The organism is Cutibacterium equinum (assembly GCF_028021195.1).
Classification (GTDB): domain Bacteria; phylum Actinomycetota; class Actinomycetes; order Propionibacteriales; family Propionibacteriaceae; genus Cutibacterium; species Cutibacterium equinum.
Window position 1 is genome coordinate 160,765 of sequence record NZ_CP115668.1, and the last position, 11,934, is coordinate 172,698.

An 11,934-nucleotide genomic window follows, 5' to 3' on the forward strand; every position below is an offset into this window, starting at 1 on the left:
TGGAACGTTCTGGATGGATGTCTGATGGTCATCGCATCGCCTCGATGACATCTTTGGCGATGGGTGCTGCGAGTCGGCCTCCGGAGACCTCGTCGATGGCGGTGTCCGAGGATTGGATGAACACCGCTACTGCGACGTGGGGCTTGTCCGACCACCCCACGAACCACGCGTAGGGCGCTTTGCCCTTCATCGTCTGCGCAGTACCTGTCTTGCCGCCGACGGTGACCCCGTCGATGCGTGCCCTCTTCCCCGTGCCGTTGTTGACCACCGAGACCATCATCGACTTCAGTTGCTCGGCCGACTCCTTCGTCATCGGCTCAGACATCTGCTTGGGACGATGTTCGGAGACCACCTGAAGGTTCGATGCTCGAACCTGGGCGGTGAGATAGGGGGTCATGAGTTTGCCACCGTTGGCGATGCCGGCCGTCACCATCGCCATTTGAAGAGGAGAGGTCGCGACGTCGAACTGGCCGATGGAGCTTTGTGCGAGCTGGGCGTCGGTGAGGTCCTCGGGGAACTTCGAGGCAACCGACGAGATGTCGGAGTCGATGACCTTGCCGAACCCGAATTTCTCGGCCTGACCACGGATCTTGTCCTGACCCAGGCCCACGCCAAGCTTGCCGAAGGCGGTATTGCACGATACCTCGAGGGCATGGGTCAATGTGATCTGATTGCCCCCGCAGTTGGTCTCGTTGGTCAATGGGGTGCGGGTGCCTGGCAGGATCCAATTGTTCGGTGCATCGATCTTGGAGTTCGGGTCGTAGCCGTTCTGCAAGGCTGCCGCAGCCGTCACCAGTTTGAAGGTTGAACCGGGTGCGTAGATCTCCCTGGTGGCACGGTTGGACAGCGGAGACGACTTGTCCGCAACGAGTTCCTTCCACGCCTCGGTGGTCTCATTGAGGTGATGGGATGCCAGTCTGTTGGGGTCGTAGGAGGGGGAGGACGCCATCACCAGCACCGCGCCGGTGGTGTAATCGATGGCGACGACAGCGCCCTTCTTGCCTTTGAGGCCCCGCCACGCGGCGTCCTGGGCCTTGGCGTTGATGGTCGTCGTGACAGACCCGCCCTCAGGTTTGCGACCCGACAGGGTACCCGTGATCCGAGACAGCCACTGGGCATCGGAGGTTCCGGTCAGCTGTGCGTTCTGGGTCTGCTCCAGCATGGAACGTCCGTAGTAGTACGAGTAGTACCCGGTGATCGGGGCATACTCGGGCCCTGAGGGGTAGACGCGCTGGTAGGCGAACTTGCCGTCGCTCGACCTGGTCGTCGCGATGGGCATTGAACCGACGAGGATGTCGCCACGGTTCTGGGAGTACTCGGCGTCGCGCACCCGAACGTTGCGCGGATCGTTGTTGAGGCTGGCCTGCCGGAAGATGGCCGATCCGGTGAGGTTGATCATGAGGGCCAGGAACATTAGTCCGGCGAGCAGGGATACCCCGCGAATGGGCTTGTTCATCGCGCGCCCCCATTCGTGATGACGGTGGTGGTCTGGGCTTGAGAATCAGCGGGCACGGTCGCCACGAAGTCGTCGGCCGGTTTTCGATTCCGGTGCGAGACGATCATGATGATGGCGACGATGACCCAGTTGGCCACCAGAGACGACCCGCCTTGGCTCATGAATGGCGTCGTCAGGCCGGTCAGGGGCAGGAGCCGGGTGACGCCACCGATGATGGCGAAGACCTGGAGAGCAAGGGTGAAGGACAGTCCTGCGACCATGAGCTTGCCGAAGTCGTCGCGACATCCCAGGGCGGTGCGCATGCCGCGAGCAGTGAAGATGAAGAACATGACGATGACGGCCATGAGGCCAGTGACGCCGAGTTCCTCGCCGATCGAGGTCGCGATGAAGTCGCTCCATGCCAGGGGCACCATGCCCGGGCGTCCCAGCCCCCAGCCGCGCCCTGCCAGACCGCCCCACGCCAACCCGAACTGGGCCTGGATAATCTGGTAATTCTGGCTGTAATCGGTGAAGGGATGCAGCCAGGAGTCGAAACGGATGCGGACATGTCCGAAGAAGGCGTACGCCAGTGCGGCACCGCCGAGGAGGCTGATCGCTCCCAGTATCGCCCATCCGATTCGCTCGGTCGTGATGTACAGCATGACGACGAACATGCCGTAGAAGAGCATTCCGGTACCCAGGTCGTTCTGGTAGACGATGACGAGCATCGTTGCCACCCACATCACCGCGATCGGGCCGAGGTCACGGGCCCGTGGCAGGGTGATCCCAAGGATGGTGTGGCCAGCGCGGGAGAGTACGTCGCGGTTGTCGACGAGGTAGGCCGCGAAAGCGATGGCCAGGACTACTTTCGACACCTCGGCAGGCTGGAAACTGTAGGAGCCGATATGGATCCACACTCGCGAACCCAGCACCGACATGCCCAGGCCGGGGACCAGAGGTAGGAGCAGGAATCCCAGTCCGACGATGAACAACACGTAGGGGTACTTCTGCAGTTTGCGGTGATCGCGCAGGATGAGCAGGGTCGCCACGAACAAGGTGATGCCCAGGGCCGTCCACAGGGCCTGAGTCTCCATCCGATGATGGTGTGGGTCGGAAATGAGATCGATGCGGTGAATCATGGCGAGCCCGAGCCCGTTGAGGGCGAAGACGATGGGCAGAATCACCGGGTCGGCGTAGGGAATGGCGATCCTCACGAAGATGTGCGCGACGACAGCCACTCCCAGCCACACGCCGCCCACCATCATCCAGGTCTCGGGCAGTTCGTGGTTGATGTTGAACTCAGTGAGTACCCACCCGCCAAAGCCGATGGCCCATGCGATGAGAAGCATGAAAAGCTCTGTCCAACGCCTCTTGGCCTGGACGACGACGGTGCCGTCGTCGAATTCCTGTCCGATACTCATCAGCAGTCACCCGAACTGACGGCAGGCAGATCCACCTCATGTCCTGAGGCACTCGGGGAGGGCATCGCAGAGGTTGGTGACGGGATGGCAGGGGTCGGTACTGCGGATGGATGAGGAGCACCGGAACCGCTGGCAGACGGTTGTGGGGTCATCGACGGTGTGATCAGGGCGGCAGTCGGGGTTGCAGCCTTGTTGCGCACCGCCTTGCACTGCTGCGCTCCGGTACGCAGCTCAGCGACCGTGGCGTGGGCGGACTCCATCGAGGAGACGCGGATGTTCTCCGAGACTCGATCCCGGTAGTAGTGGGGAAGATCAGTGGTCTTGATGTCTGTCGTCTCGACGACGTGGGAGAGGTGAATCCACGCCAGGCTGTCCGGTGACCCTTGGTAGATCGCCACCGCGTTGCCGTCAGTACCGACGTAGTACTGGGTGTTGAGGTAGGCGCGAGTGCCGAAGATACCGCCGGTGACGATGGCGGCCAGGGCAAGGATGACCACCGGCCACAGCCAGTGGCGACGTCGGCGATTCTGGGAATCAACGGGCGCATAGCGCATCGATTCCTCGGCCTCGGAGTCGAACAGCACGGTTGACTCGCCGGCGTCCTTCCTCGTTGCCGATGGGTGGTCAACACTCAGTGGGGCAGTGACCTCGTGTTCGGGGACCTTGCGGGTTGTCGCCGCTCCGATGATGTGGGGTTGTGAGGCGTCCAGGGCGGGGTCGGCCTCAACGACTTCGGCGACGACGATGGTGATGTTGTCAGTACCGCCGCCGGCGTGAGCATCTGTGGTCAACAGATCGACGACGTCGTCCAAGGTGGCGGTGTTGAGATGCTCGGCGATCGTCTCGTCGTCGACGAGGCCGCACAGTCCGTCAGAGCAGAAGAGGATGCGGTCTCCCAGTCGAAGGTCCACGATCTGGGTGTCCGGGACGTGCTGGGGCTGGCCGTTGAGCACCTTGAGGAGCAGGGACCGATGCGGATGGACCGCAGCCTCCTCAGGGGTGATACGCCCTTCGTCGATGAGGGACTGCACCCACGAGTGGTCATGAGTCATCCGTTTCATGCGGCCTTGACGCAGTAGGTACCCCCGGGAGTCACCGATGTGGACCACACCGAGCTGGGTGCCGGAGAACATCGCGCCGCAAAAAGTGGTTCCCATCCCTTCCAAGGAGGAGTCCCAGGCCACGAGGTCGGCCAGCTCATCGTTGGCGTCAGCTACCGCGCCAGCCAGGATGGTGAGCATCTCCTCGCCCTGAGGGCGGCTCGGGGAGTCCTCGCCAGCGAACCTCTCATCGGCCAGAGCGACGTGACGCACGGCGACGGTGGAGGCAAGGTCACCAGCGGCGGCCCCGCCCATGCCGTCGGCGACGACCAGCATTCGCGGGGAGACGTACCCCGAGTCCTGGTTGTTGCGACGAACCAGGCCAATTTCGGAGTGGGATCGCACATCGAGGGAGAAGGTCATGGCTCACCGCCCGCCGGTGACGGTCATGACGGTCCTGCCGATTCGCACTTCGTCACCCACCGACAGGCGCGTCGGATTCTCGATGCGCTCACCGTTGACGTGGGTGCCATTGGTCGAGGCGAGGTCCTCGACGAACCATGCCCCGTCAATGCCCGGGCTGAACTCGGCGTGACGGGTGGAGGCGTAGTCGTCGTCAATGGGAAGGGTGCAGTCGTTGCCGCGCCCCACGGTGACGCCATTGGCCAACGGAACATACGTACCCGCCCTGGTGCCGGAGATGACCTGTAGACCAGACGGTGCTGCGGCGACTTCGCGGCGACGAGCCTTGCGGCTCTTGCGGCCCTTGTGACGTTGCCGGGGCGCCACGGCAACGGTCTCGGCATTGCGAGGAACGCGGTGACCATAGATGTCGGTACGAATGACGTTGGTGACGAGCAGGATGAAGATCCACAGCACCGCCAAGTAGGCAATGCGTAACACTGCGACGAGGAATTCGCTCACGATCACATCCCCGTCGGAGAGTGGACCAGCATCCGCGTGGAGCCGATCTCGATGCGTGACCCATCGCCCAGTTCAGTGCTGGACACCTTGACTCCGTTGACCATCACGCCATTGGTGGAGTCAAGGTCCTCGATGGACACGCCAATTCCATCGCCCTGAGGCCAGACGTTGACACGCGCGTGGAGACGCGAAATGCCCGGATCGTTGATGCGAATGTCAGCGTCGGAGCCGCGACCGATCGTCAGGCCCGGGGGAGTGAGGGGATGTCGCACCCCATTGACCTCCAAGACCAACGGCGCACGACGCTGCGAGGATTTCTTGGCGTGGTCTTCGCCGGTCAGGACGGTGAACTTGCCGACCGGCAGGGACTCGTCGAGGTCGTAGCGGATGTGGATGGGACCGTTGAAGACGTAATGACGCTCACTGGCGTGGTCACGCAGGGTCGGGATGATCTCGGCGTTGAGAGTCTTGGTGTAGGGAACCAGACGCTCGTAATCGTGGCTGGACAGCCGGACCACGAAATCATTGGGAACCAGTGACTTGTCGCGGGACAGGATCTGCGCTTCGGAGTCGAGTTCGCGCTGCAGCCGACCGGCGATCTCCACCGGTTCGACCTCACCACGGAAGGCGCGCGCGAAGACACCGCTGACGGCGCCTTCGATCGACTTCTCGACCTTGTCCAGGAAACCCACCCGGCTCCTCCTTCCGGCTGACATGACGGGCTGGGCGGCCCGCTTCACACGGGCTACCACCATGCGAGTGTACCCAGAAGGTCCGACGACGCCCCGCGACGACCGTGCTCCGCGTGGCGAACGTCGTGTCCTGAACCGGCTTCGGAAGCGCCATTGGCGCCGCTGAGAGGGTCAGCGGCGGCTGCGCTGTACGTTGAACATGAGGTCGAGCCATGCGTGGCCGATCTTCGAACTGTCATGGTCGGAGACGACCTGGGCCACAGACTCGCGTTGGATGCGACGTAGCGGGGCATCGGCCATGCCCTGGCTCAGAGCGCTGGCCAGTTCGTCCGTGGTCGTGGCCGGATATCCGCAGCGAGCCAGGATGTCAGCTGCTGCAGGGGTGTCGGCGTAGGCGACGGCGGGCAGGCCAGCTCCGGCGGCGTCGAGGATCCGGGAGGCCAGGTCCTCCTCGCGGGTCAGCACGAGGGCCAACTCGCTCTGGTTCATGATGATGTTCTCGGATCCAGCCGGGTGGATCCCGACGTCACGACGGGCTGCCACCACACCGTGAGCGCGGGTCTCGTCGTCCAGGCACACCTCCAGGGACCAGCCCGGGACAACCTGGCAGGCCCGGTCAAAGGTGGTCAGAGCATCCGACAGCTCCTCGTCGGTGCACGGGCCGAGCAGGACGACTCGCTTCGGGCGCTCGCCAGGGGCAGGGCTGCCACCTGCGGCTGGCACGCCAATGGAGTGGACCGGCACGCTGAGGCCCTCCCAGCGAGCAGTCGGGGGATTCGGGGTGACGACGAGGTCGACGAGCGGGGGCAGTTCGTCGAGGGCCGTGTCTGGGTCAGTGGCCAGCAACACGACGACCGGGCGGTCAGTCCGGCCGGCGTCCTGGAGATCAGCGAACTCATCGAGACGTCTGGGATCAGTCACGATGATGGCGGACTGGTGGTCGAGGCTGTCCTTGAGGTCCTGGCGAGCCTTCTCGTGACGGCGATGCGACCAGTTCTTGAAGACCTTGCGAGCCGGGGCTGGGAGCGCCGAAGTGGCCGTGATGTCCTGTGATCCGTCGACCGGAAGCTGGGACACCTCGATTCCACGGCGGGAGAACTCGTCGGCCAGATCGGTGACGAGACGATTGGGACGGTCGTTTCCGGAGGCGGTCACCATGACGATGCGGCGGAATCCGCGGGTGACGTGGGTTGCGCGTTTGATGGTCTGGCTGAGGCCGAGATCGAGGTGCATGGTATTCATTCTGCCGCGCGACGGGGCTTCACGGGGGTCAGCATGTGTTCCAGATCCTCGAGAAGTCCGTCCAACTCGTCGGCGCAGGCGCGGACGACCTCGGCGCTCTGACGGTAAGGGTCCTCGATGTCGTGGGTGGTACCAACGGCAGAACGGTGCTGAAATGCCTTGTCAACGACCTGTCGAGGGCCCATTGTGGGATCGTCCCAGGTGAGTCCACTGGCGATGGCGACGAATTGCGGCAGGGTGAAGGTCCGTTTCATCACCTGTGGCCACCATCCCACGATGGCGTCACGCTGGTCAGCCGTCATGGTGAGGATGAGATCGGCGCTCTGGACGGCGTCGATCGTCGTCTGAGTCGAGGAGGTGGCGGGCACCTCAGATTGGCGGTGCTTGAGCTCACGACGCATCCGCCCCCACATCGGCACGCCTTCCTCGGCCTGGATGCCGGAACTGGAGACCTCAAAGCGGGAGGGATTGAACAAGTGAGCTGCCCGGGCCTGGCAGTACGCCGAGCGGCAGATGTTGGCGGTGCACACGAAATGGATCCGCAACGGGCCCGCCGAATATGCGTGTTCGGTCATGATCGTCACCCTTTCGCGATCACGATACCGAGGAACTCCAGGTGACGCAGGTAACTCATGACGTCCTCACAGATGTGGTCGGCGGACACCTGAGCCGCGGAGGCGACATCGACGACGATCTGGTCGGTCGTCGCTCCCGGGTGCTCAACGAGGGCATCCCAGATGATTCGGCCGCTGCCGTCGAGGCGATAGACCTGGGTGTCGGGGACCGTTGCGACAGCCACGGCATCCTCATCGTACGTCCACGCCACGTGGGGGCTGATGCTCCAGTTCATCGGTGTCCTTTTCGACGCCGAGAGCGTAACTGCGTCCGGGCCTGTTCCCGGGCTACCTGGTAGACCTCCTGGGAAGCCTTGAGGGTGCGGTTCCAGTAGCCGCGGGCGACGTCAACCCGGCTGAGGTCATGTCCCAGATCCATGCGCAGGTGTGGGCGGTTGAGGGCAAGGGCATTCAGAGCCACCTTGACGGCGTCCTTGCGGGTGGGAGCGGCCCGGACCCGAGCGCGCCACTCGTGCAGACGGCTGGGGTCACCGGTCGAGAAGTGCCGCCACAGGTCATAGGTGCGGTGTCCGCGGAATTGGTCCAGCTCACCGATGGCGGCGGCCAACGCAACCTGGGCATCGAGATCGCGGGCCAGGGCACGCACCGCGCGGCGCTCCTGGTTGTCAGCATTGTCCCAGCAGCGCACCTTGTCGGGGTGGTTCGTGGTGCCACTGCGGGCTGCGTGCAGCAGGAGGATGAGCCGTTGGTCGGTCACGCTGGGGGTGTGGATGAGGGTGTGTGCGATATCGATCCGTTGACGACGGGTCCACAAAGCTTGGAAGGCTTGCGAGGGTGCGATGTCAATGCCAGGGAATTGACGGTGGACGTCGACGTAGCCGAGCAGGTCGTGCCAGTAATTGGCGGCATGGCCGAAGGCGGAGCCGTCATTGAAGCTAGCCACCTTGCGCCACCCGTGCTTGGCCAGTATGGACTCGAACTGAGTGAGGTGATCGGGGCGCACGAGGACGTCTGCGTCGGTGGATCCGCGCGGGATGACGGTCCGTTTGCCGTCGACGATGCGATGCTCCAAGAGCTCGGGGGACACGGCGGGACCCTTGACGTGCAGCAGGTCGGCCCCGCACATGTCCGCAAGCCGTTGCAGGACACCGTGGGTCACCTCGACCCTGCTCGCAGTGCCGATCAGCGTCTCCCCGGTCACGTCCCTCACGAGCCCGGATGATACCAATTCGAGCCGTCACGACACCGTCACGACGTGGTGACGGGACAAATCCTCCACGAAGGTGGTGAGGATTTCAGACATGGCGCCCTGCGGAGGGGGACCGATGAGGGCCTCGAGTTGGCGGCCCAGTTCCTCCAGTTCCAGCGGAGTCTCGAGAAGATTCCAAATGGTCACAGCCAATGGGCTCAAGCGGATGACGGAGTCCTCGACGATGGCGAGAGCCTCATCCTCGTCGAACCAGATGTCAGTGACGTCGGCGCGACAGATCAGCATGGCGCTCCCAGCGCATCGTCGATGAAGGGTTCGAGGGTCTGGCACTCAGCGTATCGGGCTGTCCAGACCTGGCCGACGTGATCGATGAGATCGGCCAGCGTATGTAGTGGCTTGGGGAGTTTGTGGACAGACGACGACTGTTCGGCCATCGTCACCATGGCGTCAAGACGCCGTTCGGGGGTGATGAGGGTCTCGTGGGAGTCGTCTCGGGCCAGTAGCACGAGGTGGCTGACGTGGGGTTCGGGATGGCAGGGCTGCAGCCCCAGGTCGTCGGGGCTCAGTTCTGCCTTTTCCCCGACCAGATCGGGACGACGGGTGGACAGCGGCTTGGGGTACGGGAAGATCCGCCACGTACCCGGTTCGATGGCCACCGTCTCGTCAGTGATGTAGCCGTAGCGGCGCCCCAGGTGGGTGGCGAGGGTGGTTTTCCCAGTCCTGCCAGGGGCGATGAAGACCACCGAGTCCCCGGTGACGGGGTGGCACACCGCCCCTGCATGGAACATGAGGAGGCTGCCGATCTGACGGGAGATGAGTTTTCGGGTGATCTCCTGGGTCAGGGACGATGCCGTCATCGGTCCGGGGGTGAGCACAGTGGGCTGGGGGTCGGGGTCCGAGAGGCACCGGGCCCACGCATGGCGCAGCACCTGCTCGTCCAGTCCTGTCTCGGAGACGTCGACCTGCACCGTGGTGCCGAGGGCGGCGAGATCCATCACTTGGCCACGCCCAGGTGTTCGCGTAGCCGGTCAGCGGCCGTGGCCGGGACGAATCCAGTGGCCTCGATGCGCGACAGGTCGAGGGTGGAATGGGTGGGACGGGGGGCCAGATTCTTGCCCTTGCCCCATTCGGCGGCGCTCGTCGGGGTGACGGTGCCTTCGGCTCCCAACAGGGTGAAGATGTCGTTGGCGATGTCGAACCAGGTCTGCGTCGGTCCCTCGTTGGAGACGTTGTAGGTGCCGTAAGGGGAGTTTGTGTCGACGAGGTGGACGATGGCGGCGGCCAGGTCACCAGTGAAGGTGAGGCGGCCGTGCTGGTCGCAGACGACCTGCGGGCTGATGCCGCGGCGGGCCAGATTCGCCATGGTGTCGACGAAGTTGCCTCCCTCGCCGACGACCCAGCTGGTGCGCAGCAGGTAGTGACGCGGATAGGCGGCGACGATCTCGTCGGCAGCGGCCTTGGTGATGCCGTAGATGCCCAGTGGGCTGAAGGATTCGTCCTCGGTGTGCAGCGGATTGGTGCCGTCGAAGACGTAGTCACTGGAGACGTGGACCAGGACGGCTCGCTGCGATGCCGCGATGCGGGCCAGGTGCGCGACCCCGGAAACGTTGGCCGCCCAGACGGTGGTCCGGTTGGCTGGGTCCTCGGCGGCGTCGACGGCGGTGTAGGCGGCGGCGTTGATGATGGTGCCGACCCCATTCCAGTCGAAGGCGTCCAGGCTGGCCGGAATGGACAGGTCGAGAGTTTCGCGGGTGGTGAACTCGGCGTCAGGTAGGAGCTGACGCAGGGCCTTGCCGAGCTGGCCGTTGGAGCCCAGCACGACGGTGCGTGGTTTGCGGAACGGGGTGACCTCGCTCAACGGCGGATGGTGACGGTCAGCCTCGGACAGCTCGGCCTGCTCCAGGCTGATCGGCCACTCGATGCCCAAGGCCGGATCGGCGAGATTGACGAAGGTGTAGGACTTCTTGGCCTCGGCCGACCAGTGGTCATTGACGAGGTAGGTGTACGTCGTGTCGTCCTCGAGGGCCTGGTAGCCGTTGGCAACACCCTGGGGGACGAAGACGGCGGTCTCGGGGCCCATCTCGACGGTGACGACGGCGCCGAAGGAGTCGCCGTCACGCAGATCGACCCAGGCGCCCAGGATGCGCCCGTTGGCCACCGAGACGAGCTTGTCCCAGGGCTCGGCGTGCATGCCGCGGGTGACCCCGGCCTGGGAGTTGTGGGACATGTTGTTCTGGACCGGCCCGAAGTCGGGCAGCCCGAGGGAGGTCATCTTCTCGCGCTGCCAGTTCTCCTTGAACCAGCCGCGGTTGTCGCCGTGCAGGGGCAAATGCAGGACGAGGAGGCCGGGAATGTCAGTGGTGTCGATGCTCAGGTCGCCCATCACTGCCCCTTTGCCGCGTAGGCGGCCTCGGTGGCGGCTTTCTGGGGACGCCACCACGACTCGTTGTTGCGGTACCAGTCGATGGTGGCCGCCAGTCCGTCACGGAAGTTGGTGTACTCAGGCTGCCAGCCCAGTTCCTCACGCAACATGGTGGCGTCAATGGCGTAGCGCAGGTCGTGTCCGGGGCGGTCGTTGACGTGGTCGTATGCGTCGGTGGGCTGGCCCATGAGCTCGAGGATGAGTTCGATGACGGTCTTGTTGTCGAGCTCCCCGTCGGCACCGATGAGGTAGGTCTCACCGAGTCGACCGGATTCCAGGATCGTCCACACGGCCGAGTTGTGGTCGTCGACGTGGATCCAGTCGCGGACGTTGAGGCCGGCCCCGTAGAGCTTGGGGCGTCGTCCCTCCAAGATCTCGGTGATCTGGCGGGGTATGAGCTTTTCGACGTGCTGGCGGGGGCCGTAGTTGTTCGAGCAGTTGGAGATGGTGGCTTGAACGCCGAAGGAGCGAACCCAGGCGCGCACCAGCAGGTCTGAGGAGGCCTTGGATGCCGAGTAGGGCGACGACGGGTTGTACCGGGTCTGCGGGGTGAACTTTGCCGGATCATCGAGTTCGAGGTCGCCGTAGACCTCGTCGGTGGAGATGTGGTGGAGGCGGACGTCATGTTTGCGGACCGCCTGCAGCAGGATGAAGGTGCCGACGATGTTGGTCTGGATGAACGGGGCCGGGCCGTCCAGGGAATTGTCATTGTGAGACTCGGCGGCGAAGTGGACGACGGCGTCATGGCGGGAGACGAGTTCGTCGACGAGGTCGGCGTCACAGACCGATCCACGAACCAGCTGGAAACGGTTCTCGGGCAGTCCTGCCAGGGAAGCCTCGTTGGCGGCGTAGGTCATGGCGTCCAACACGGTGACGGTGGCGTCGGTGTTGGCGAGGACCCAGTGGGCGAAGTTGCTGCCGATGAAACCGGCCCCACCGGTGATGAGGATGGAGGTCATGGGGCCAGTCTATG

At 64.2% G+C, this 11,934-nt stretch carries 13 protein-coding genes; all 13 read right to left on the reverse strand.

Annotation, left to right across the window (positions count from 1 at the left end; all coding sequences use genetic code 11):
- Nucleotides 1-28 precede the first annotated feature (28 nt).
- The 13 genes from O6R08_RS00645 to rfbB all read right to left on the reverse strand — a co-directional run bounded on the left by O6R08_RS00645 (nt 29) and on the right by rfbB (nt 11,920).
- The gene (locus O6R08_RS00645) at nt 29-1,456 is read right to left on the reverse strand and encodes a peptidoglycan D,D-transpeptidase FtsI family protein (protein ID WP_271418291.1); all 1,428 of its coding nucleotides are present in this window, start codon (nt 1,454-1,456) and stop codon (nt 29-31) included.
- Nucleotides 1,453-2,856, reverse strand: coding sequence for an FtsW/RodA/SpoVE family cell cycle protein (locus O6R08_RS00650; RefSeq protein WP_271418292.1), 1,404 nt, complete (start codon nt 2,854-2,856; stop codon nt 1,453-1,455). The genes O6R08_RS00645 and O6R08_RS00650 overlap by 4 nt, the downstream gene beginning before the upstream one ends.
- On the reverse strand, nt 2,856-4,319 hold the full coding sequence (locus O6R08_RS00655) for a protein phosphatase 2C domain-containing protein (RefSeq protein ID WP_271418293.1): 1,464 nt from the start codon (nt 4,317-4,319) through the stop codon (nt 2,856-2,858). Before O6R08_RS00655 ends, O6R08_RS00650 begins: the two co-directional genes overlap by 1 nt.
- A 3-nt stretch (nt 4,320-4,322) precedes the next feature.
- On the reverse strand, nt 4,323-4,820 hold the full coding sequence (locus O6R08_RS00660; RefSeq protein WP_271418294.1) for an FHA domain-containing protein FhaB/FipA: 498 nt from the start codon (nt 4,818-4,820) through the stop codon (nt 4,323-4,325).
- 2 nt (nt 4,821-4,822) lie between these two features.
- A complete protein-coding gene (locus tag O6R08_RS00665; protein ID WP_271418295.1) occupies nt 4,823-5,512 on the reverse strand; it encodes an FhaA domain-containing protein in 690 nt (229 codons plus the stop codon).
- A gap of 171 nt (nt 5,513-5,683) precedes the next feature.
- On the reverse strand, nt 5,684-6,745 hold the full coding sequence (locus O6R08_RS00670; protein WP_271418296.1) for a glycosyltransferase family 1 protein: 1,062 nt from the start codon (nt 6,743-6,745) through the stop codon (nt 5,684-5,686).
- Nucleotides 6,746-6,750: 5 nt separating this feature from the next.
- A complete protein-coding gene (locus O6R08_RS00675) occupies nt 6,751-7,329 on the reverse strand; it encodes an arsenate reductase/protein-tyrosine-phosphatase family protein (protein ID WP_271418297.1) in 579 nt (192 codons plus the stop codon).
- A gap of 5 nt (nt 7,330-7,334) precedes the next feature.
- The gene (locus tag O6R08_RS00680) at nt 7,335-7,604 is read right to left on the reverse strand and encodes a PqqD family peptide modification chaperone (RefSeq protein WP_271418298.1); all 270 of its coding nucleotides are present in this window, start codon (nt 7,602-7,604) and stop codon (nt 7,335-7,337) included.
- The gene (locus O6R08_RS00685) at nt 7,601-8,539 is read right to left on the reverse strand and encodes a nucleotidyltransferase family protein (protein ID WP_271418299.1); all 939 of its coding nucleotides are present in this window, start codon (nt 8,537-8,539) and stop codon (nt 7,601-7,603) included. The genes O6R08_RS00680 and O6R08_RS00685 overlap by 4 nt, the downstream gene beginning before the upstream one ends.
- Nucleotides 8,540-8,566: 27 nt before the next feature.
- Nucleotides 8,567-8,824, reverse strand: coding sequence for a nitrate ABC transporter (locus tag O6R08_RS00690; RefSeq protein ID WP_271418300.1), 258 nt, complete (start codon nt 8,822-8,824; stop codon nt 8,567-8,569).
- Nucleotides 8,818-9,534, reverse strand: coding sequence for a hypothetical protein (locus O6R08_RS00695; protein ID WP_271419136.1), 717 nt, complete (start codon nt 9,532-9,534; stop codon nt 8,818-8,820). Before O6R08_RS00695 ends, O6R08_RS00690 begins: the two co-directional genes overlap by 7 nt.
- A complete protein-coding gene (locus tag O6R08_RS00700) occupies nt 9,534-10,922 on the reverse strand; it encodes a bifunctional dTDP-4-dehydrorhamnose 3,5-epimerase family protein/NAD(P)-dependent oxidoreductase (protein WP_271418301.1) in 1,389 nt (462 codons plus the stop codon). Before O6R08_RS00700 ends, O6R08_RS00695 begins: the two co-directional genes overlap by 1 nt.
- Nucleotides 10,922-11,920, reverse strand: coding sequence for a dTDP-glucose 4,6-dehydratase (gene rfbB / locus O6R08_RS00705; protein WP_271418302.1), 999 nt, complete (start codon nt 11,918-11,920; stop codon nt 10,922-10,924). Before rfbB ends, O6R08_RS00700 begins: the two co-directional genes overlap by 1 nt.
- Between the last annotated feature and the right edge of the window lie 14 nt (nt 11,921-11,934).